Genomic DNA, 20197 nt, shown 5'->3' with positions numbered 1-20197 from the left:
GACGAACAGTGTGACTTTAGGGGCATAACGCGGGCGTAACCATTCGAGGTGACGCCCGGGTTATGGGCCGGGCGCTGGACTGCGTCCCCTCCGGCCGGGATCCGCCCCGGCCCGTCCGGGGGAGCCGTCCATGGCCGCGCACCGCCTGTTCGCCGTCGTCCTCGTGCTCGCCGCGGCGCTGCGCGTGCTGGTCATGCTGGGGTACGACACCGCGATGGTGTACTGGTACGACTCCTTCACGTACCTGGACACGGCCGTGCACATGCGGCCCGGGGCCGCCTTCCACCCCGCCGGCTACTCCTGGTTCCTGTGGCTGATGCGGCCCTTCGGCAGCGTGCGGCTGATCGCCGGGGCGCAGCACGCGATCGGGCTCGGCGTCGCCGTCATGATCTACGCCCTGCTGCGCCGGCGCGGGCTGCCCGGCTGGGGGGCGACGCTCGCCGCGCTGCCCGTGCTGTTCGACCCGTCGTTCGTCAGGCTGGAGCACGCCATCCTGTCCGACCTGCAGGTCATCGCCCTCGTCGTGGCCGCGCTCTGCGTGCTCCTGTGGCGCGAGGAGGTCACCTGGTGGGCCGCCGCGGCCGCCGGGCTGCTGCTCGCGCTGGCCGGGCTGACCCGCACCGCCGCCGCGCCGCTGATCGGCCTGGCCGTCCTGTGGCTGCTGCTGCGGCGCGTCCCGTGGCGGGGCGTCGTCGCGCTCGCCCTGGCGGGCGCGCTGCCGCTGCTCGGCTACGCCGGCTGGTACGCCCAGCACCACGGGCGCCTCGCGCTCAGCGTGTCCGACGGCGTCGCGCTCTGGGCGCGGACCATGACGTTCGCCGACTGCTCCGTCATCGAGCCGCCGCCCGAACAGGCCCGGCTCTGCCCCAACGGCACCGTCCTGGACGCCGCCTCCGAGTACGTGTGGGCGCCCCAGGCCTCGCTCAACCGGCTGCCCGGCGGCAGGTTCGCGCACAACGACCTGGCCCGGTCCTTCGCGCTGCGCGCCATCGCCGACCAGCCGCTCGACTACCTGGCCGAGGTCGCCGCGGACACCGCCCTCGCCTTCACCTGGGAGCCCGTGCCGCACCCCGACCGCATGACGCCCACCTCACGCTTCCCGTACGGCACCTGGACCCTGCCCGCCGGCCCGCTGGTGGACAAGGTGCGCGCGGAGTACGACCGCGACATCCGCGGCATGCGCTCGGTGGAGCCGTTCGCGTCGATCCTGGCCGCCTACCCGTACCCGTGGTTCCTGCACGGCACCCTCTTCGGCGTGATGCTGCTGGCCGGGGCGGCGGGGTCGGCAGGCCGCCGGCGGGCGGCAGAGTCGGCAGGCCGCCGGCCGGCGGCGCTGCTGCCGCTGGCGTTCGCCGTGTTCCTGCTCGTCGCGCCGGTCGCCGCGCTGGACTTCGACCACCGGTACGTGCTGCCCGCCATCCCCCTGGCCGCCGTGGCTGCCGCGCTCGCCGTACACGGGATACCGCGCCGGGAGCATCGCCCCGCCGATCGGGAACGCGTTACCGTGCCCGTATGAAGACGGTCGCCCTGATCTGCGGCATGGCGGTGGTGGTGTTCTACTCGACCGTCCTGGCCGCGGGCAACCAGCCGGACGCCCGGCCGCTCGACCTGGCCGGCTGGGTGCTGCTGGCCGTCGCCACGCTCGGGCTGGCCTGGCTGCCGCGCGCCCCCGTGGCGGCGCTCGTCGCCTGCGCCGGGGCGGCGGCGCTCTGCTTCGTGCAGGGATACGCCTACGCGTTCTGGTGCGCGCCCGCGCTGATCGCCGTGTTCGCCGCGATCTGCGCCGGTCACCGCGTCGCCGGCTGGGCCGGGGCCGCGTTCCTGGCCGCGCTGCCGGCGGCGGGCGTGGCCGTCCATCCCTCACTCGACCGGGCCGTCGGGGCCGTCATCTGGGCGCTGCTCGTCCTCGTCGTCGCCCAGCCCGCCGAGGTGTCGCGGGCCCGGCGCGACCACACCGCCGAGGTGGAGCGGCGCGCCGCCGACGCCGAGCGCACCCGCGAGGAGGAGGCGCTGCGGCGCGCCCAGGAGGAGCGGCTGCGGGTGGCCAGGGAGCTGCACGACGTCACCTCGCACACGGTGTCGGTGATCGCGTTGCACGCCGCCGTCGCCGCCGAGGCGGTCGCGCGGACCGGCGGCCCGCCGGAGGCCGCGGCCGCCCTGCGGGTCATCCGCGCCTCCAGCCGCCAGGCCCTGACCGAGATGAAGACCGTCCTCGGCGTCCTGCGCCCCGCCGCCGCGGAACCCGGGCCGCCCGCCTCCGGGGGAGAACGGCAGCCGCTGCCCGGGACGGCGCAGCTCGCGGCGCTCACCGGGAGCGCCGGGCTGCCCGTCACCCTGGAGGTCGCCGGGGAGCGCCGGGACCTGCCGCCCGTCGTCGACCTGGCCGTCTACCGGATCGTCCAGGAGGCGCTGACCAACACGCTGCGGCACGCCGCCGCCACCTCCGCCGCCGTGACGCTCACCTACGGCCCGGACGCGGTCACCGTCCGGGTGGACGACGACGGCACCGGCAGCCGTGCCCCCCACGGGCGCGCACAGGGTCAGGCACAGGGTCAGGCACAGGGTCAGGCACGGGGGCAGGCACAGGGCCACACACCGGGGCGCGCGCCGGGGCACGGGCTCGTCGGCATGGCCGAGCGGGGGGGGGCGGCCGGGGGGCGGCTGAGCGCCGGTGATCGCCCGGCCGGCGGGTTCCGGGTCGACGCCTGGCTGCCCGCGTGATCACCGTACTGCTCGCCGACGACCAGCCGCTCGTCCGCGCCGGCCTGCGCGCGCTGATCGACCCCGAGGACGACCTGTCCGTAGTCGGCGAGGCCGCCGACGGACGCGACGCGGTGCGGCAGGCCGCCCGCCTGGACCCCGACGTGGTGCTCATGGACATCCGCATGCCGGGCCTCGACGGCCTGGCGGCCACCCGCGAGATCGTCGCCACCCGCACCCGCGTCGTCGTGGTCACCACCTTCGACCTCGACGAGTACGTCTACGAGGCGCTCCGCTCCGGGGCGAGCGGCTTCCTCGTCAAGGACGCCGAGCCCGCCGAGATCCGGCACGCCGTGCGCGTGGCCGCGCGCGGCGACGCGCTGCTGTCGCCGGGCGTCACGCGGCGGCTCATCGAGGAGTTCACCGCCCGCCCGCCGGACCTCAGCCCCGCCAGGCTCGCCCCGCTCACCTCCCGCGAGCGCGAGGTCCTGACGGGTGTGGCCCGGGGCCTGACGAACGCGCAGCTCGCCGGGGAGCTGTTCATGAGCCCGGCCACGGTCAAGACGCACGTGAACCGGATGATGGCCAAGCTCGGCGTGCACGACAGGGCGCAACTCGTCGTGCTCGGCTACGAGACGGGACTGGTCCGCCCCGGCCGTCAGTGAGCCCGCGCCAACCCGAGGCTGCGTTTCGGCGGAATGTTACGTAAAATTCGGGCATTGCGAGTGTTGGAGGCGCCAGGGTGCCGAGACAGGGCGTGGGTGTGGTGGTCGATCCCACCGTGCCACCGGAAGTCGCCGGGATGCTGCGGGCCAGCAGCGCGCTCCTGTCCAGGATCAGGTCGGGCTGGGTGCCGCCGCCCGCCGTGCCGCCGGAGCGGCGGCGCGGGCCGTCGAGCGTCGTGCTGCTGGCCGCCACCCCGCTGGTCGTCGCCGTCATGGCCGTGCTGCTGGACACCTCGCTGGCGGCACTGGGGTTCGTGGTGCTGGCGATGTTCGTGGTGATCGTCCTTGTCAAGATCGCCGGCATCAGCGAGGTGCCCGAGGACGACCGGCCGCACGAGCGAGCCGTGTACGAGCAGGCGCGCTGGTACGCGGGCCGCTACCTGCTGCCCGGCGACTTCGACGAGGACGCGGCGCGGGTGCTGGCCCGGGCGCAGCGGGCCATCGGCACCGTGCTGCGCTCCCACGTCAACGCCGAGGGGCTGCTCGACGACGCGCGCAACGCGGTGATCCTGCCCGAGCAGGAGTGGGAGCTGGCCCGCCTGCTGGCCAAGCTGTCGGCGCTGCGCGCCGAGCACCGCGCGTTACTGGAACGGGGTGTCGCCCCGGAGGTCGCCGCCGTGGTGCGCCCCCTGGAGAACGCCCTGGCCGGCAGCGAGGCGGCCATGCTGGCCCGCGTCGAGGCGCTGGAACGTTACGCCGGTTACGTCGCCGACGCCGAGCGCGCCTATCACGCCCGGGGGCAGATCGAGGAGCTGCGCGCCCGGCTGCCGCGCTACGAGGAGCTGCTGGCCGAGTCCGGCGCCGACGCGCTGGCCGTGCCCGAGATCGAGCGGCTGGCCGAGGACGCCGAGGACGTGGAGCGGGCGCTGCGGCGCAGCGTCACCTCCGCGCACGAGGCGTTCCGCTACCTGGAGAGCTGACGCCGGGACAGAGCGCCACATAGGATCCATAATGTGCCCGGTCGTCCTGCGAAGGTGATAGTCGAGCCCACTGTTCCGGCCGAGACCGCCGACCTGTTCCGCGACAACCGCAAGCTGCTCCTGCGTGTCCGCGCCGGCTGGGCCCCCGCGCACCGCCGCCGCCCGCCCGCGCTCGGCCTGGCGGCCAGGGTGATGGCGACCGTCTCGGCGCTGCTGGCCGTCGCCGCCGGGCTGTGGTTCTTCCACGCCGGCCGCTACACCCCGTTCGTGGCGGTCATGACGCTGGCCGCGCTGCTGGTCGTCGGCGTGCTGGCCAAGCCCCGCCCGGACGCCGAGGTGGAGCGGCGGCACGAGGTCGAGCGGCAGGTGTACGACAGCGCCCGCCGCTACGCCGGCCGGTACGTGCTGCGCGAGGACCTCGACGAGGCCGCCCGCGCCCTGATGACCCGCGCCCAGGCGGCCGTCGACGCCGTCATGGACTCGCGCGTCAACGCCGGAGGGCTGCTCGACGACGTGCGCAACGCGGTGATGCTGCCGGCCCAGGAGTGGGGGATCGCCCGCCTGCTGGCCAAGCTGTCGGAGCTGCGCTCGGAGCACCGGGAGGTGGTGGCCGAGGGGATCACCCCCGAGGTGGCCGCCGTCGCCGAGCCGCTCGGCCACGCCCTCGACAGCAGCGAGGCCGCCGTGCTCGCCCGCGTCGAGGCGCTGGAACGTTACGCCGGCCATGTCGCCGAGGCCGAGCGCGCCTTCCGCGCCCGCGACCAGATCGAACGGCTCGGCGCCCGGCTGTCCAGCTACGAGGAACTGCTGGCCGAGTCGGGGGCGGACGACTCGGCCGTGCCCGAGCTGAGCCGCCTCACCGAGGACGCCGGCCGCCTGGAACAGGCCCTGCGGGACAGCGTCACATCCGCGTATGAGGCATTCCGGCATTTACGCGAGTGAAATGCGTAATTACCGATAACGATCGCGAGAATGAAGCCGTCATTGAGGAATTCCCCTAGGATCCCGATTTGTGGAAGTGGTGGTGGATCCGGGGGTACCGCCGGAAGACGCGCAACTGATCAGAGACAGCGGGAAGGTTCTGATCAAGATGCGGCGTGGCTGGGTCCCACCGCCGCCGCCCACCGCCAAGCGCCCCGCCGTGGGCATGATCATCGCCGTGGTCGCCGCCGGGGCCGTCCTCATGGGCCTGGGCGTGATGCGCGGGGGCATCGGGCTGCTGCTCATCTTCATCGGCATCCCCGTCCTGGTGGCCGCCTTCATCCGCACCGACCTCGCCGACGAGGACGACGAGACGGTCGTCGACCGTGAGATCTACGAGCAACTGCGCTGGTACGAAGGCCGCTACGTGCTGGCCGACGACCTCGACGAGGCCTCACGCCGGCTGCTGGTCCGCGCCCAGAAGGCGATCAAGGCGGTGACCGGGTCGGCCGTCAACATGGAGGGCCTGCTCGACGACGTGCGCAACTCGGTGATGCTGCCCGCCCAGGAATGGGAGATCGCCCGGCTGCTGGCCAAGCTGTCGGCGCTGCGCACCAAGCACCGCAGGACCGTGACCGGCGCCGTCACCCCCGAGGTCGCAGCCGTGGCCGAGCCGCTGGCCCGGGCGCTCGACAGCAGCGAGGACGCCGTCGTGGCCCGGGTCGAGGCGCTGGAACGTTACGCCGCCAACGTCGCCGAGGCCGAGCGCGCCTTCCGCGCCCACCACCAGATCGAGGAACTGCGCGGGCGGCTGCACCAGTATGAGGAACTGGTGGCCGAGTCCGGCGCCGACGGTTTCGCCGTGCCGGAGATCGAGCGGCTGAGCCGCGACGCCGACCAGCTCGAACAGGCGCTGCGGCGCAGCCTCAGCTCCGCCCACGAAGCCTTCCGCCATCTGGAGCCCTGACCGGCGCGGGCGACCTAGCCGACGCCCTGGGCCGTGCGCAGCAGCAGGTCGGCCAGGACGTCGGCGGCGTCGACGCGGCCCAGCTTGCGGGCCGCCCCGGCCATCGCCGCCCGCAGCTCCGGGTCGGTCAGCAGCGGCATCAGCTCGCCGAACAGGTCGTCGGCCGTCGGCCTCGGCTCCAGCAGCGCCCGCCCGGCCCCCGAGGAGACCAGGTAGGCGGCGTTCTTGCGCTGCTCGTCGCCGCCGGTCGGGATGAGCGGGATCAGCAGCGACGGCTTGCCGATCGCGGTCAGCTCCGACACCGTGCCGGCGCCGCTGCGCGCGATCACCACGTCGGCCGCCGCGTACAGGTCGGGCAGCTCGGCGCCCACGTACGGGACCGGATGGTAACGGTCGGCCAGCCCCGGCGGCAGCTCCACCGCCCGCATCTGCTCGATCCAGGCCGGCCCGCACTGATGCACCACCTGGGCGTGCGGCAGCAGCCGGGGCAGCAGCTCGGCGATCAGCGTGTTGATCTGCTTGCTGCCCTGCGCCCCGCCCGTCACGTAGATCAGCGGGACCTCGAACGTCAGCCCGAACAGGTCGTAGGCCGCCGCCCGGTTGCCCTGCAGCAGCTCCGGCCGGACCGGGTTGCCCGTCACGACCGCCTTGGCCCGCGCCGAGGCCGGCAGGTGCTCCAGCGACGACTCGTGCGACAGCGCGATCCGGGTCGCCAGCCTGGACAGGATGCGGTTGGCCAGCCCCACCACCGTGGTCTGCTCGTGCATGACCAGCGGCCGGCGGATCAGCTTGGCCGCCACCCCGATCGGCACCGCCACGTAGCCCCCGGTCGACAGCACCACGTCGGGCAGGTAGCGGGCGGCGTGCCCGATCGCCTGGAACACGCCCACCGGGATGCGGAACACGTCGGCGATGTTGGTGCCGAGCTCACGCAGATTGGGCCTGCGGCGCAGCTTGCCCGTGGTGATCGCCTTGAACGGGATGCCGTGCTCGGTCGTGATGCGGGCCTCCAGCCCGCCGGCGGTGCCCACCCAGAGCACGTCGTGCGGGACCTGATGACGCCGCAACGCCGTCAGGGTCGTCAGAGCGGGATAGGTGTGACCGCCGGTGCCGCCGCCGGTGATCAGCAGTCGCAGGGTTCGGGACATGCGATCAGACTATGGCCGCACAGCGGAAACCCGTGTGCCCGGTGGCGGAGTCAGGGGTGTTGGCGGTGCGCGCCGCCACCCGGTAACGGTTGCAGTAGGAGTCGTGGCACATGTACGAGCCGCCCCTGATCACCTTCGACCCGCCTTCCGCCGGCCCCGTGGGGTTGTCGGCGTACGGCTCCCACTCCACGCCCCACCAGTCGGCGGTCCACTCCCACACGTTGCCCGACACGTTGTAGAGGCCGTAGCCGTTCGGCTGGAACGACTTGACCGGCATCGTGCCCTTGCTCGGCGCCGACGGGAAGGCGCCCTGCCAGATGTTGCACCGCTGCCGCCCCTTCGGCGCCAGCTCGTCGCCCCACGGGTAGCGAGCCCGCTCCAGGCCGCCGCGCGCGGCCCGCTCCCACTCGGCCTCGGTCGGCAGCCGCTTGCCCGCCCAGGCCGCGTACGCGCTCGCGTCGTGCCACGACACGTGCACGACCGGGTGGTTCTGCCGGTGGCCCACCGAGGAGCCCGGCCCCTCGGGCGAGCGCCAGCTCGCGCCCTCCACGCCGGCCCACCACGGCGCCCCCGGCACGCTCGCGTCCAGGACACCCCGGCCGGCGAACTGACGGAACACGAACGACCAGCCGATCCGCTCGGCCTCGGTCACGTAGCCGGTCTCCTTGACGAACGTGGCGAACTGCGCGTTCGTCACGCACGCCGGGTCGATGAGGAACGGCTCCACCCGCACCCGGCGCACCGGGCCCTCGCCGTCCTCGGGGCGGCCGTCGGCGTCGTCGCCGCCCATCCAGAACTCGCCGCCGGGGATCCGCACCATCCCGCGCGGCGGCTCCCGCCGCACCGGCACGGTCAGCACCTCGTGCGGCGCCACCGGCATCACCGGCATCACAGTTTCCCCGGCCCCTTCACGGCTCGGACCGCAGCACGCGCTCATCACGGCCCCCCTTCACGTGTGTCGTGGCCTCTTGGAAGGGTAGTCGCCCCACCATGCACACGATCACGCGGCTGCCCCGCGCGAGCGCCGCCGAGACCCTGCGGCTGGGCCTGACGCTCGCGGCGCCGACGGTCGCGCAGGGCGTCATCGTGCGCCGCCCGCTCATGGTGCGGCTCGCCGCGCTCACCGGCGCCGACGACCGCGCCGTCCGGCTGCTCGCGCGGCTGCGCGCCCGGCACGGCGACGGCCCGCTGCTCGTACGGGTGCCGCTGCGGGGCTGGGTGGTGCTGGTGCTGTCCGCCGCCGACGTCCGCCGGGTGCTCCACGACCGCTCGCTCACCCCGGCCAGCCGGGAGAAACGCGGCGCGCTCGGCCACTTCCAGCCGGACGGCGTGCTCATCACGCCCGAACCGGAGCTGCGCGAGCGGCGCCACGACTTCAACGAGCGCGTGCTCCGCTCCGACCCGCGCCCCTTCACCCGGGCCGCCGAGGAGGAGGCGGCCACGCTGCCGTACGACGGCGTGCTCACCTGGAAGGCGTTCCACGCCGCGTTCTGGCGGCTGGCCCGGCGGGTCGTGCTCGGCGACGGCGCCCGCGACGACGTGACCCTCACCCGGATGCTCGACCGGCTGCGCGGCGACGCCAACTGGTCCTCCCTGCGCGGCCGCCGCACCGACGTGTACGCCGCCTTCCGGCGCAGGCTGGCACGGCACCTGGCGCGGGCCGAGCCCGGCAGCCTCGCCGCCGCCCTGGCCGCCACCCCGGCCGGTGCCGACGTGTGCCCCGAAGGGCAGGTCCCGCACTGGCTGTTCGCCTTCGACGCCGCCGCCATCGCCGCCTACCGGGCCCTCGCGCTGCTCGCCACCCACCCCGCCCCGCCGAGGCCGGGCCCGCCGGACGCCGGGCGGCTGCGGGCGGCGGTCCTGGAGTCGGTGCGGCTCTGGCCCACCACCCTCGCCATCCTGCGCGACACCACCGGCCCCACCGGCTGGGGCGTCCCCGGGGGCAGCGCCGTGGTGATCTACAGCCCGTACGTGAACCGCGCCGAGGCCGGCGACCACTACCGGCCCGAACTGTGGACCGGCGACGACGCCTGGGCCGACGGCGAGCCCCTGGACGGCGCGGGCGCCTGGGCGGGCGGCGACGCGCGCACCGGGGTGCCGTTCAGCGCCGGGTTCGCCCGGTGCCCCGGCCGGGACCTGGTGCTGTTCACCGCCGCGGGCCTGCTGGGAGCGTTCCTGCGGGAGCGGGAGGTGGCCGCCTCGGTGCGGCTGGAAGGCCCGCTGCCGGCCTCGCTCGACCACGTCGGGCTCCGCTTCGCCGTGCGCCGGGCGGACCTGTAGCGTCCGTGCAGCGTTCCCGTAGCGTTCCTGTAGCGTTCCTGCCATGCGACTCGGCGTGCTGGACATCGGCTCGAACACCGTCCACCTTCTCGTCGTCGACGCCCACCGCGGCGCCCGGCCGATCCCCGCCTTCTCCCACAAGGAGGAGCTGCGCCTGACCGAGCACCTCGACGAGCGCAACCACCTGTCCCAAGAGGGTGTCGAGCGGCTCGGCGCGTTCGTCGGGGAGGCCGTCCGCCTGGCCGAGGACAAGGGCGTCGAGGACCTGGTCGCCTTCGCCACCTCCGCCGTGCGCGAGGCGGCCAACGGCGAGCAGGTGCTGGCCGCGATCGACGAGCGCTGCGGGGTGCACATCGAGGTGCTGTCCGGCAGCGACGAGGCCAGGCTGACGTTCCTGGCCGTGCGGCGCTGGTTCGGCTGGTCGTCGGGGAGGCTGCTGGCCTTCGACATCGGCGGCGGCTCGCTGGAGATCGCCTGCGGCGTCGACGAGGAGCCCGACGTCGCGGTGTCGCTGCCGCTCGGCGCCGGGCGGCTGACCCGCGACCGGCTGCGCGCCGACCCGCCGGACGCCGAGGAGCTGCGGGGCCTGCGCCGGCACGTGCGCGCCGAGGTGGCCCGCACCGTCGGCGACGTCGTCCGCTTCGGCGAGCCCAACCGCGCGGTCGCCACCTCCAAGACGTTCAAGCAGCTCGCCAGGATCGCGGGCGCCGCCCCCAGCAGCGATGGCGTGTACGTGCCGCGCTCGCTGACGCGCCAGGACATGGCCGACTGGGCGGTCAAGCTGACCACGATGGGCTCGGCCGAGCGGGCGGCGCTGTCCGGGGTGTCGGAAGGGCGGGCCGAGCAGCTCGCGGCCGGTGCGGTCGTGGCCGACGCGGTCATGGACCTGTTCGAGGTGAAGCGGCTGGAGGTGTGCCCGTGGGCGCTGCGCGAGGGCGTCATACTGCGCCGGCTCGACCTGCTGCCCGGCCGTCTCGACGCCACCAGGTAAGGGCGAAATATCGTCCTATAACGCCCAACTGACCGGGCTGAAACTGCATCAAAGGATGTTATTCGGGCAATTGTTTCCAGATGTGGGCACTGCTCAGCGCGATCGCCTCGCTGGTGATCGCCTTCTCCCTGTCGTTCCTGGCCGTGGTCCTCATCTCGGTGGTCGTGCTCATCTGGCTCGCGCTGCTGGCGAGCCTGACGGCCAGGGAGTCATGACGCCATGAAGTGCGGCCCCGCGGCACCCGGGCTGTAGCGCAGCCTCTTCTCCAGGCACACCACGGCGCCTTCCTCCGGCTTGTTGATGAAGCGCACGTCGTCGGCCAGCGCCCGCATGATCTGCAGGCCGCGCCCGTGCTCCGCGCCCGGCGATGAGGGCTTGACGGCCTCCGGGTCGAAGCCGTCACCGGTGTCGACCACCCGGATCACGCACAGGTCGTCGTGGACGCCCGCGCTGACCATGTACTCGTCGCTGGGCTCGGCGTGCCTGATCACGTTGGAGCACGCCTCGGAGAGCATGAGCTCGATGTCGTCGCGAATCTGCGGTTCGACGCCCAGAGACCGTAGCGTGCCGTCGAACAACCGCCTGATCAGTGGGACACTCGCCGCGTCCCTCGGCAGCCGGAGCGCTATCGTCGCCTCCACGGCGTCTCCTCCCGTCTCGACCCTGCAAGCCCCCTGCCCAAGATCCGGCGGCCAAATCCGGGACGGGCCGGGCACAGCCGGTCCCGCCCTGCTCGGGCGGCGGAAAACCGGCTCTCAGTCGGCCGGCTCCAGGAGCCGGAGGGCCACCTCCAGCGAGGCCGCGGCCGCCTCCTCCTCGGTGATGGTCTCGTCGTGCCGGATCCACTTCGGCGCGTGCAGCGTGAACAGCGCCATCGAACGGCTGACCCGGGTGACCGCCGGGGTGCCCGGCTCGCTCATCGCCGAGACCATCTCCAGCAGCACCTCGCGCAGCCGCAGGATCTTCGGGTGGTCGCGCAGCGCGGTCTGGTTGCGCTCCAGGAAGCGGGCCACCTCCAGGTAGCGCGGGTGCCGCAGCCGCTCGGCGTAACGCAGCACCAGCTCGCGCCGCATCCCGGGAGTCTTCGGCTGCGCCCTGGCCCACTCCAGCAGCTCTTCCAGCTCGGCCACCCGCAGGCCGGCCAGGCTGGCGACGATGTCGTCCTTGGTCTTGAAGTGGTAGTAGAGCGCGGCCTTGGTGACGCCGAGCCGCTCGGCGATCTCCCGCAGCGAGGTCGCCTCGTAGCCCTGCTCGATGAAGAGGCCGAGCGCGATCTCCTGGATCCGGGACCGGGTGTCTTCCCGCAAAACGCACCTGTCTTGACTGTCCGGGGGTGTTGGAGTCCCAGTCTACGAGTGCTACTAGCCGGTCGGCAAGTAAGGAAGATCCGCTCAGCCGGGCGGCAGCCCGAACAGCCGGTCGAGCGCCGTCATCCGGAGCAGCCCGCGCAGATAAGGCGTCACCGCGACCAGACGCAGCTCGGCCCCGGCGTCGCCGGCCCGCTGCCAGAGGCGCACCAGCGCGGCCAGCCCCGACGAGTCGACGAACGTCACCCCCGACAGGTCCAGGTCGAGCCGCCGCCAGTCGCCGTCCGACAGCTCGGCCAGCTCCGGGGCGCTGTCGTAGTCGAGGTCGCCGCTGAGCGCGACTCGGGTCGTCGTCGCGTCACGCGAGACGACGTCCACGGTCAGAGGTGTCTTACCGGGCACGCTCTCAGAGTAGCCCCGGCCGGAAAATGAGAGGCGGGCGGCAGGCTACTTGTGAAGAATCGCGGCATGCACACCCTCAGCCGGCCGCGTCGCGAGGACGCCGCCGCGATCCACGAGCTCATCGTCGCGCGCGACGTCGCGGTGCTCGGCGTGCCCGACGTGACGCTCGACGACGTCCTGGGCGAGCTGGCCGAGCCTGCCTTCGACCTCGGCGCGGACGGCTGGCTGGCGCGCGGCGCCGACGGCCGGCCGGACGGCTGGGCGTGGGCGTGCGCCTCCGGCGACGGCGACGTGGTCGACGTCGAGGTGATCGTCCGCCCCGGCGTGACGGGGCTGGCGGAGCGGCTGTGGCCGCTGGTGCTCGGCCGCGCCGCGGAGCTGGGCCGCGCGCGCGGCCACGCCTCGGCCTCCGCCGACGTCGGCGTCTACCGCACCGACGAGGCCCAGCGGGCACTCGTCCGGAGCTACGGCTTCGAGCCCGGCACCAGCTTCTACCGGATGCGCGCCGACTTCGACGGCCCCGTCGAGCCGCCGCCCGTGCCGGCCGGCCTCACGCTGGAGACGGGGGAGAGCGACGACGTCCGCCGCCGGGCGCACCGCGTCCACCAGGAGGGCTTCGCCGACCACTTCGGCTTCACCCCCTCCGGCTACGACCACTGGTACGAGCGCCGCCAGGCGCACAACGCCACCGACTGGAGCCAGCTCACGCTCGTCAGCGTCGACGGCGAGCCGGCCGCGGTGTGCATCGGCAACGACCAGTTCGCCGCCGACGAGGGCTGCGGCTACGTCGCCACGCTCGCGGTGCTGCCCGCCTTCCGGGGACGCGGCCTGGGCAGGTTCCTGCTGCGCCACGCCTTCGCCGCCGACGCCGCCCGAGGCCGCAAGGGCACGATCCTGCACGTCGACTCCAACAACACCACGCCCGCCCTGGGCCTGTACGAGTCGGCCGGCATGCGCCCCGTCATGGTCATCGACGTGTGGCGGCGCCAAGTCTGAGCAGGTCAGGCAGGTCAGGCAGGTCAGGCAGGTCAGGATCCGGTCTGGACCCGGTGCCCGGCCAGGTGGTCGAGCACCGCCTGGTTGGCCTCCCAGCCGTCGGGGAACTTCACCGGCGCGCCCAGCCGCACCGGCTCGGCCGACGGATGGGCGTCGAGCAGCTCGGCGATGCCCGCCCTGGCCACGACCACGCAGGCGTGCCGGTGCCGTGACGCCAGCACGCACAGCCGCCCCGACTCCAGATGGAACGCGGTGGCGTCGCGCCGCCCCGACAGCGGGTGCAGCACGATCGTCACGTCGTACTCGCGGCCCTGCAGCCGGTTGGCGGTGTCGACGGTGATCTCCGGCGGCAGCCCGGCCGCGCGGATCGCCGCCACCTGGTCGCGGTGCGCCGCGCCGACGGCGATCCGGTCCGCCGTCACCGGCCGCTCGCCCTGCTCCGAGCCCGCGACCGCGCCGCGCTGCAGCAGCCGCGCGGCCAGCAGCGCCACCGCCTCGACAGCCTCGCCGTCGGTGCGCACGGTGTGCCGGTTCGGCAGCTCCAGCAGCGCCCACCCGGAGTGGGCGGCCTCCTCCAGCGCCCGGTCGTGCACGGTGCCCATGCCGCCGGTGGCCAGCTCCAGCCGCCGCTCGCCCGGCCCGGTGCCCGAGCGGAACCCGGTGAACGGGTAGAACGCCCGCGACACCACCGGCGCCGCCGACGCGGGCAGCCGCCACGACACCGGCAGCCGGTGCACCGGCAGGTCCGGGTTGTGCCGCAGCAGCACCGACACCGCGCTCTGCAGCGGGTCCCACGACAGCCCGGACCACCGGTCGCCGTCGACGATCGAGAACGGGTCGAGCTGCCCCGGATCGCCCACGAACAGCGCCCGCTCGAACAGCCCGGCGATGCGCAGCAGCTTGTCCGAGCGCATCTGGTAGGCCTCGTCGACGATCGCCCACGGCCACGTCCGGCCCGCGATCCACGCCCACTTGTCGGCGGTCGCGATGACGATGTCCGGGTCGCCGAGGTCCTGGACGCGGGTGCCGACGGTGACGCCGGGCAGGTCCAGCAGCCGCGCCGGGGCCACGTAGCCGCCGGCCGACAGCCTGCCGACGGTCAGGTCCGGATGCTTGTCGCACAGGCGCGTCACCAGGTCGTCGACCTGCTCGTTGGTCTGCGCGACGATCATCAGCGGCTCGCCGGTCGCGGCGAGGTGCGCGGCGGCCCGGACGACCAGCGTGGACTTGCCCGCGCCCGGCGGCGAGTCGACCACCACGCCCCGGTGGCGCGGCAGGTCGTCGAGCACGGCCCTGATGACCTGCTCGGGCGTGGGTTCGGTCACGACCATTCCTCCCGGGCGTCCTCGTCGGCGGGCACGTAGGCCGGCGGCGGCCCGCCGTGCGTCCACGGCGTGGCCTCGGCCTCCGGCAGCGCCGGCGCGCCCTGGAAGTCGTCGGTGAGCGAGGTGTAGCAGACCCGCTCGCCGGTCTCCGGGACCGCGCCCGGCGTGGGCGTCCTGCCCCGGCCCATGCCCTTGGTGATCTTGAGGGTGACCTGGCCGCCGTCCGCCGACACGAGCTCCGCGCCCTGCCCGCGCCGCTGCGGCGTGCCCAGCGCCGTGCCGGGCGGGATCCGTACCGGATCGTCGGTCTTGACCACCACGAGCGGGCGCAGCTTGCGCGAGCGGCCCTCGCCCTCGGTGTTGTCCGGGACGGTCTCGACGACCTCGCCCGCGAACGCCTCGCCGGTCAGCCGGTATTCGGCCATGACGAGCGGGTCGTCGTAGGCGCGCTGCACGTCGTAGGCGGCCTGGGCGCGTTCCATGCGGGCCAGGCGGGCGGCGGCGGCCACCGCGCCGTCACGCCGGGCCTGCGGCGGCGCGCCCTCACCGATCTGCGCGGCCATGCCGCTGAACGAGGCCCGGTCCTGCTCCCACCGCTGGGCGACGGACGCGCCCGGCTCCAGCGCGCGCAGCAGGTCGACCGCCTGCCACATGAGCCGCCAGGTGGGGGCGAGCTGGGTGCGCAGCGCCTCGGTGATGCGCTCGGCGGACTCGCTCTCCATCGCCGGCGCCAGCACCTCGGCGTCGAACCCGGGATCGGTCGCCGGGCCGGCGGGCGGCCAGATCAGCGGGTCCTCGGCGTCGTCGGCCGGCCCGGTGGTGATCCAGGCGACCAGCGCCGCCAGGTTCGCGTCCTCCAGCGCGCTCTGCCCGCTCGCCCAGTGCCGGCCCAGCTCGTCCGTCGCGGCCATGGTCAGCGACGAGCCCGGGTGGGCGGCCCGCTCGGCGAAGTACGTCAGCCAGCGGCCCAGCAGCGGCACCCCCTGCGGCACCGGGTACGGGCCGTCGGTGCGGCGGAAGCGGGTGGAGCGGCCCAGCAGCCGGGTGAACGCCACGCCCGCCCGGTTCGGCAGCAGCAGCTGCGGCGCGTCCAGCGCCCGCTCGTACGGGTCGGCGTTCCTGCGCTCCACCGTCTCGGTGCTGCCCGCGAAGCTGCCGATGTACGGCACCAGCTCCCCGGCCAGCTCGGCCGCCCAGGCGAAGCGCAGGTCGCGGTTGCGCGGCTGGGTCACCACCAGCAGCCGGGGCGCGTCGCGGTCGGTGCCGAGCATGGCGGCCAGCGGCGCGGCCGCCTCCCCGGACAGCTTCAGCGGGATGAACACCATCGGCCGCTCGGACAGGTGACAGTGGCGCACGGTCGCGATCGGCTGCGCCCGGCCCGCTTCCACGGCCCGCAGCCGGGCCAGCGAGGTGAGCAGGCTCACGTCAGGCACTCCCTGCGCAGCCGTTCGGCGCCGCGCAGCAGGCGGGCGATCTCCTCCTGGCCGTCGGCCGGGGCGCGCACGCCGTCGGCCAGGGCCAGCGCCTCGCCGACGGAGGCGACGCCGCCCAGCTCGTCGCGGACGTGCCGGCCCAGCAGGTCGGAGGCGCCCTCCTGGCGGGCCTCGTCACGGCAGAAGAAGCACAGGTCGCAGGTGGACAGGCAGTCGGGCGCGTAACGGGCCGCCGCCCCGCGCACCGCGTCGGCCAGCTCGGCCACCGGCCGGGACGGCAGCCCGTCGGCGTCCGGCATCAGGTCGAACGTGAGCCCCTCGGGCAGCGCGTCGAGCAGCCGGTCGAGGCCCGTCATGCGGGCGAGCTGGCGGCGCAGCACGGCGAGCTGCCTGCGCACGTCGACCAGCGTCGCGACGGGCCGGTTGGCGAAGTTCTCGGGGCAGACCAGCACCACCTCGTGCGAGACGCGCAGCGGGTCGTGCCCCAGCTCCTCCAGCTGCCCGCGCAGCGCCAGCACGTAGACGGCCGCCTGCCGGGCCGCCGCCGCTGCCGCCGCCGGGTCGGCCTGCCCGTCGATCACCGCGAACGACTTGATCTCCACGATGTGGAAGCGGCCGCCGAGCTGGAACGCCACCACGTCCGGCTCCAGATAGGCGGTGTGCCCGGCGATCTCCAGCGTGAACAGCGGATGGTCGTAGACGGTGCCCGCGTCCTCGTCCCGGACCGCGCGGTCGATGAGCGCGCGGGTGTGGGTGTGACGCAGGTGCGCGCCGACGTTCTCCACGTCGTGGTAGGCGACCTCGGCGATCGGCAGGCCGAGCAGCTCGCGCAGCATCCGCAGCAGCTCGGCGCACCCGTCGGCCTTCACCAGCGCCTCGAACGCGTTGCCGCGCGTGATCGCGAACGGCGACTGCCCGAACGGCGCGGGGAAGCCCAGGTGGCGCGCGGCGGCGCCCTTGTCGATCCCGGCGCCGTCCATCAGCGCCCGGCGGGCGCAGCCGGGGTTGGCCGCCAGCGCGGCGATCGCCCGGGCGTCATGCGGCTTCGGCGGCGTCGTGCCGCGCAACGCGTCAAGCCGGTTCATCGGTCTCCTGATCTTGCGACGGTGTTCAGCGTAGCGGCGCCGAACAGTCTTGCCACGTCACCGAGCTGGGATGTCGCGCGACCGGCCAGCTCCTGCCGGTCCCGCGCGTCGCGCGCCGCGTGCACCGCCAGCTCCCGCCGGGCCGCCCCGGCCACCCGCGCCGGGTCGGGCGGGCCCAGCCCGTCGCCGCCGGCGCCCGGGATGTTGCGCGCCATCCTGGCCAGCAGCCGTTCGGCCTCCGGCGGCGGCTCGCCGAGCTCCTCCAGGCGCCCGGCGACCCGGACGGCGCCGGTCAGGAAGTCGACGCGCGGGCTGAGCGGCCCGACGACCCGGCGCTCCACCGGCCAGGTGCTGAGCGTGAGCAGGGCGCGCGCGGGGGAGAGGCGGTCGGTCAGGGCCGCGCACAGGTAGTACGGCCTGCCGTACGGCGAGGACCGGAACGAGCGCTCCTCGTCGCGGCGCAGGCTGGTGAGCTGGGCACTGCGCAGGGTGCCGGCGAAGAACGCCTGGCTCACGGCGACGATCAGCCGCGCCTGCGCGGGCGCGTCCAGCAGCGCCAGCGCCTGGTGCACCTGCTCGCGCACGGTGACCAGCCGCAGCCCGTCGCCGCGCCCCGGCGAGGCCGCCTTCGCGGGCTCACCGGGGGTGCTGACCAGCGCGTCCCAGGCGCGCTCCGCGGTGCGGAGCTCGGCGCGCAGGGTGCGGGCCGAGGCCGTGTCCCGGCCGCGCATCGCCGTACGGACACCGGCCCGGAGCTCGTCGATCCGCCTTTCGAGATCGTCCAGCCGGTCACTCATGGCGCGACTGTACCAACAGTTCCAGTAATTACCAGCAATTACCGGCAATCGCAGGACTTCAGAGGCCGTACGCCTCCAGGAGCCGCAGCCAGACCTCGCTCACCGTGGGGAAAGCCGGCACCGCGTGCCAGAGCCGCTCCAGCGGCACCTCGGCGGTGACCGCGATCGTCGCCGCGTGCAGCAGTTCGGCCGTGCCCGGCCCGGCGAACGTGAGGCCGAGCAGCACCCGCCGGTCCTCGTCCACGACCGCCTTGGCCCGCCCCCGGTATCCCTCTCCCAGCAGGTAGGCGCCCGAGACCGACGCCAGGTCGTACTCCACCACCCGCACCCGGAAGCCGTCGCGCCGGGCGGCGGCCTCGGTCCGGCCGACGGCGCAGATCTGCGGGTCGGTGAACACCACCTGCGGCGCCCCGAAGCCGTCGGCGCTCGCCCGCAGCGCGGGCAGGTCGTCGGGCGACCCCCCGGCGCGGGCGGCGATCACGTCACCACACACCCTGGCCTGGTATTTCCCCATGTGGGTGAGCAGGTTGCGCCCGTTGACGTCGCCGACCGCGTACAGCCAGTCCGTGCCCGGCACCCGCAGGCTGTCGTCCACCTCGACCGGCCCGCCGGGCAGCCCCACGCTGTCCAGTCCCAGCCCCTCGGTGGCGGCCCGGCGGCCGGTCGCGACGAGCAGCTCGTCGGCCTCCAGCGGCGGCCCCTCCGGCAGGTGCACCGTCACCGGCCCATCCGGCTCCGGCCGCTCGACCCGCACCGTCTCGGTGCCGGTGCGCACGTCGATGCCGGCCGCGGCGAACGACTCGGCCAGCAGCTCGCCCGCGAACGGCTCCATCCGCTCCAGCAGCCCGCCGCCGCGCACGAGCACGGTCGTCCGCCGGGCGCCGAGGCCGTGCATGGCCTGGGCCATCTCGCACGCCACCACGCCGCCGCCGATGACGACCAGCCGCTCCGGCACGGACGTGGCCGCGGTCACCTCGTGGCTGGTCCACGGCCGCGCCTCACGCAGGCCGGGCACCGGCGGCACCGACGCCGTCGTGCCGGTGGCCAGCACGACGGCGTGCCGCGCGGTCAGCACCCGCTCCGCCCCGCCGGGCATGGCGACCCGCACCCGCTTCGGGCCGTCGAGCCGGCCGCGCCCGCGCACGTACGCGGCCGGCAGCCCCTCGATCCAGCCGACCTGGCCGGAGTCGTCGTAGCGCGACACCGCCTCGTCGCGCCGGGCCAGCACCGCGGCCGCGTCGATCGGCCCCAGCGACAGGCCGGGCACCCGCCCGACGTCGGCCGCCAGCTCCACCGGCCGCAGCAGCGCCTTGCTGGGGATGCAGGCCCAGTAGGAACACTCACCGCCCGCCAGCCGGTCCTCCACGATCGCCGCCGACAGCCCCCCGCGCACGGCCCGGTCCGCCACGTTCTCGCCGGCCGGACCGGCGCCGATCACGATGACGTCGTACTCCTCGGACATGACCACCTCCTGACGACCCAGTGTGTCAGCCGCCCGGAGCGGCCCTCAGCCAGGTCCGGTCCTCGGTGAGGAACCTGTCGAGCCGCAGCCCGGCGTCCGCCAGCGCCTCGGCCAGGTCCTCGTCGCTCAGCCGCCGCGAGGTGAACGACTGCGTCCACACGTTCCCCTCGTGCGAGTAGCGCATGGTCGCGTCGAACACCCCGGGCGCGACCCGTTCCAGGGCGGCCAGCTCCAGCCGGAGGCCGCCGTCGGTCCGGCCCCGGCCCACCTCCCAGGCGTCGTGCCGCTCCGGCGGCGTCCACTGGATCACCACCGACCCGTCCGGCGCGACGTGCCGCGCGCACGTCTCCAGCAGGCCCTGCCGCCCCTCCTCGTCCGCGGTGTGCACGAGCTGGGAGGCCAGCAGCACGCCGTCGAAGCGCCGCCCCAGGTCCAGCCCCTGGATGCGGGAGCGCACGGTGGGCGCGCCGCGCACGTGCGCCAGCATCTCGGCCGACTCGTCCACCGCGACCACCTCGTAGCCGAGCTCGATCAGCGGGTGCGCGATCCGGCCGATGCCCGCGCCCAGGTCCAGGATCGAGCCGCCGGGCGGCACCACCCCGGCGACGATCTCGGGCTCGCCGCGGGCCGGCACCAGCCGGTAGAAGTTCACGGAGGAGCCGTCGGGGGTGATGGGTCCGGTGCCGGTGCCGCTGTTGGGCCTGATCGTCATGATCCGACGCTAAACGAGCATCGCGC

General features: G+C 74.5%; 21 protein-coding genes. 10 read left to right on the top strand and 11 right to left on the bottom strand.

Annotated features, from left to right (window positions below):
• Positions 1-130 precede the first annotated feature (130 nt).
• From ADY59_RS17420 to ADY59_RS17395, 6 genes are all read left to right on the top strand, one after another.
• Positions 131-1516, top strand: a complete 1386-nt coding sequence (locus ADY59_RS17420) for a phospholipid carrier-dependent glycosyltransferase (protein ID WP_082310167.1) — start codon at positions 131-133, stop codon at positions 1514-1516.
• Entirely contained in the window at positions 1513-2721 is a 1209-nt protein-coding gene (locus tag ADY59_RS17415; RefSeq protein WP_049563361.1) for a sensor histidine kinase, read from the top strand. The genes ADY59_RS17420 and ADY59_RS17415 overlap by 4 nt, the downstream gene beginning before the upstream one ends.
• Positions 2718-3365 (top strand): response regulator transcription factor, encoded by a 648-nt coding sequence (locus ADY59_RS17410; RefSeq protein WP_049563359.1) that lies wholly within the window; start codon positions 2718-2720, stop codon positions 3363-3365. Before ADY59_RS17415 ends, ADY59_RS17410 begins: the two co-directional genes overlap by 4 nt.
• Before the next feature lie 77 nt (positions 3366-3442).
• Complete coding sequence (locus ADY59_RS17405; protein ID WP_231618757.1) at positions 3443-4345, top strand: hypothetical protein; 903 nt, start codon at positions 3443-3445, stop codon at positions 4343-4345.
• A 33-nt stretch (positions 4346-4378) separates the two neighbouring features.
• Positions 4379-5287, top strand: a complete 909-nt coding sequence (locus ADY59_RS17400) for a hypothetical protein (RefSeq protein WP_231618756.1) — start codon at positions 4379-4381, stop codon at positions 5285-5287.
• A gap of 148 nt (positions 5288-5435) precedes the next feature.
• Positions 5436-6233: a hypothetical protein gene (locus ADY59_RS17395; protein WP_231618755.1), complete on the top strand. Its 798-nt coding sequence runs from the start codon at positions 5436-5438 to the stop codon at positions 6231-6233.
• A gap of 14 nt (positions 6234-6247) precedes the next feature.
• On the opposite strand, the gene ADY59_RS17390 is transcribed toward ADY59_RS17395, so the two are convergent.
• Together ADY59_RS17390 and ADY59_RS17385 are read right to left on the bottom strand one after the other, a co-directional pair.
• Complete coding sequence (locus tag ADY59_RS17390; protein WP_049563353.1) at positions 6248-7381, bottom strand: UDP-N-acetylglucosamine--N-acetylmuramyl-(pentapeptide) pyrophosphoryl-undecaprenol N-acetylglucosamine transferase; 1134 nt, start codon at positions 7379-7381, stop codon at positions 6248-6250.
• 4 nt (positions 7382-7385) lie between these two features.
• Positions 7386-8261, bottom strand: coding sequence for a formylglycine-generating enzyme family protein (locus tag ADY59_RS17385; RefSeq protein WP_442937703.1), 876 nt, complete (start codon positions 8259-8261; stop codon positions 7386-7388).
• A gap of 110 nt (positions 8262-8371) precedes the next feature.
• Between ADY59_RS17385 and ADY59_RS17380 the strand changes: the two genes are divergently transcribed.
• The 3 genes from ADY59_RS17380 (at position 8372) to ADY59_RS53390 (ending at position 10867) form a co-directional block, all read left to right on the top strand.
• Positions 8372-9661 carry a hypothetical protein gene (locus tag ADY59_RS17380; RefSeq protein ID WP_049563350.1) on the top strand — a complete coding sequence of 430 codons (1290 nt, stop codon included), beginning with the start codon at positions 8372-8374 and terminating at the stop codon, positions 9659-9661.
• 43 nt (positions 9662-9704) lie between these two features.
• Positions 9705-10652, top strand: a complete 948-nt coding sequence (locus ADY59_RS17375) for a Ppx/GppA phosphatase family protein (RefSeq protein ID WP_049563348.1) — start codon at positions 9705-9707, stop codon at positions 10650-10652.
• Between the two features lie 80 nt (positions 10653-10732).
• Positions 10733-10867 (top strand): hypothetical protein, encoded by a 135-nt coding sequence (locus ADY59_RS53390; protein WP_269433614.1) that lies wholly within the window; start codon positions 10733-10735, stop codon positions 10865-10867.
• On the opposite strand, the gene ADY59_RS17370 is transcribed toward ADY59_RS53390, so the two are convergent.
• The 3 genes from ADY59_RS17370 to ADY59_RS17360 form a co-directional block, all read right to left on the bottom strand.
• Positions 10862-11293: an ATP-binding protein gene (locus ADY59_RS17370; protein WP_049563347.1), complete on the bottom strand. Its 432-nt coding sequence runs from the start codon at positions 11291-11293 to the stop codon at positions 10862-10864. The genes ADY59_RS53390 and ADY59_RS17370 overlap by 6 nt on opposite strands.
• Positions 11294-11407: 114 nt before the next feature.
• Positions 11408-11959 (bottom strand): TetR/AcrR family transcriptional regulator, encoded by a 552-nt coding sequence (locus tag ADY59_RS17365; protein WP_049563344.1) that lies wholly within the window; start codon positions 11957-11959, stop codon positions 11408-11410.
• Positions 11960-12043: 84 nt separating this feature from the next.
• Positions 12044-12361 (bottom strand): STAS domain-containing protein, encoded by a 318-nt coding sequence (locus ADY59_RS17360; RefSeq protein ID WP_049563343.1) that lies wholly within the window; start codon positions 12359-12361, stop codon positions 12044-12046.
• 66 nt (positions 12362-12427) lie between these two features.
• On the opposite strand from ADY59_RS17360, the gene ADY59_RS17355 reads away from it, so the two are divergent.
• Entirely contained in the window at positions 12428-13357 is a 930-nt protein-coding gene (locus tag ADY59_RS17355) for a GNAT family N-acetyltransferase (RefSeq protein WP_049563401.1), read from the top strand.
• Positions 13358-13389: 32 nt separating this feature from the next.
• On the opposite strand, the gene ADY59_RS17350 is transcribed toward ADY59_RS17355, so the two are convergent.
• Genes ADY59_RS17350 through ADY59_RS17325 form a run of 6 tightly spaced genes read right to left on the bottom strand, consistent with a single transcriptional unit; the run spans position 13390 to position 20171 of the window.
• Positions 13390-14688 (bottom strand): AAA family ATPase, encoded by a 1299-nt coding sequence (locus ADY59_RS17350; protein ID WP_049563341.1) that lies wholly within the window; start codon positions 14686-14688, stop codon positions 13390-13392.
• Positions 14679-16106, bottom strand: coding sequence for a hypothetical protein (locus ADY59_RS17345; RefSeq protein WP_049563339.1), 1428 nt, complete (start codon positions 16104-16106; stop codon positions 14679-14681). The genes ADY59_RS17350 and ADY59_RS17345 overlap by 10 nt, the downstream gene beginning before the upstream one ends.
• Positions 16103-17200 (bottom strand): hypothetical protein, encoded by a 1098-nt coding sequence (locus ADY59_RS17340; protein WP_049563338.1) that lies wholly within the window; start codon positions 17198-17200, stop codon positions 16103-16105. The genes ADY59_RS17345 and ADY59_RS17340 overlap by 4 nt, the downstream gene beginning before the upstream one ends.
• The gene (locus tag ADY59_RS17335; protein WP_049563336.1) at positions 17197-17997 is read right to left on the bottom strand and encodes a hypothetical protein; all 801 of its coding nucleotides are present in this window, start codon (positions 17995-17997) and stop codon (positions 17197-17199) included. Before ADY59_RS17335 ends, ADY59_RS17340 begins: the two co-directional genes overlap by 4 nt.
• A gap of 58 nt (positions 17998-18055) precedes the next feature.
• Positions 18056-19459, bottom strand: a complete 1404-nt coding sequence (locus tag ADY59_RS17330) for a dihydrolipoyl dehydrogenase family protein (protein WP_049563334.1) — start codon at positions 19457-19459, stop codon at positions 18056-18058.
• A 25-nt stretch (positions 19460-19484) separates the two neighbouring features.
• A complete protein-coding gene (locus tag ADY59_RS17325) occupies positions 19485-20171 on the bottom strand; it encodes a class I SAM-dependent methyltransferase (protein ID WP_049563333.1) in 687 nt (228 codons plus the stop codon).
• Positions 20172-20197: the final 26 nt, after the last annotated feature.

Source organism: Nonomuraea sp. SBT364 (genome assembly GCF_001083785.1).
Lineage (GTDB): Bacteria > Actinomycetota > Actinomycetes > Streptosporangiales > Streptosporangiaceae > Nonomuraea.
This window is presented reverse-complemented; position numbering and strand designations above follow the sequence as displayed.

Excerpts from the sequence above, each read along its gene's own strand:
- ADY59_RS17390 (WP_049563353.1), bottom strand. The coding sequence starts at position 7,381 with ATGTCCCGAACCCTGCGACTGCTGATCACCGGCGGCGGCACCGGCGGT.
- ADY59_RS17375 (WP_049563348.1), top strand. The coding sequence starts at position 9,705 with ATGCGACTCGGCGTGCTGGACATCGGCTCGAACACCGTCCACCTTCTC.
- ADY59_RS17330 (WP_049563334.1), bottom strand. The coding sequence starts at position 19,459 with ATGTCCGAGGAGTACGACGTCATCGTGATCGGCGCCGGTCCGGCCGGC.
- ADY59_RS17355 (WP_049563401.1), top strand. The coding sequence starts at position 12,428 with ATGCACACCCTCAGCCGGCCGCGTCGCGAGGACGCCGCCGCGATCCAC.
- ADY59_RS53390 (WP_269433614.1), top strand. The coding sequence starts at position 10,733 with ATGTGGGCACTGCTCAGCGCGATCGCCTCGCTGGTGATCGCCTTCTCC.
- ADY59_RS17350 (WP_049563341.1), bottom strand. The coding sequence starts at position 14,688 with ATGGTCGTGACCGAACCCACGCCCGAGCAGGTCATCAGGGCCGTGCTC.
- ADY59_RS17325 (WP_049563333.1), bottom strand. The coding sequence starts at position 20,171 with ATGACGATCAGGCCCAACAGCGGCACCGGCACCGGACCCATCACCCCC.
- ADY59_RS17415 (WP_049563361.1), top strand. The coding sequence starts at position 1,513 with ATGAAGACGGTCGCCCTGATCTGCGGCATGGCGGTGGTGGTGTTCTAC.
- ADY59_RS17385 (WP_442937703.1), bottom strand. The coding sequence starts at position 8,261 with ATGCCGGTGGCGCCGCACGAGGTGCTGACCGTGCCGGTGCGGCGGGAG.
- ADY59_RS17340 (WP_049563338.1), bottom strand. The coding sequence starts at position 17,200 with ATGAACCGGCTTGACGCGTTGCGCGGCACGACGCCGCCGAAGCCGCAT.
- ADY59_RS17335 (WP_049563336.1), bottom strand. The coding sequence starts at position 17,997 with ATGAGTGACCGGCTGGACGATCTCGAAAGGCGGATCGACGAGCTCCGG.
- ADY59_RS17380 (WP_049563350.1), top strand. The coding sequence starts at position 8,372 with ATGCACACGATCACGCGGCTGCCCCGCGCGAGCGCCGCCGAGACCCTG.
- ADY59_RS17395 (WP_231618755.1), top strand. The coding sequence starts at position 5,436 with ATGCGGCGTGGCTGGGTCCCACCGCCGCCGCCCACCGCCAAGCGCCCC.
- ADY59_RS17420 (WP_082310167.1), top strand. The coding sequence starts at position 131 with ATGGCCGCGCACCGCCTGTTCGCCGTCGTCCTCGTGCTCGCCGCGGCG.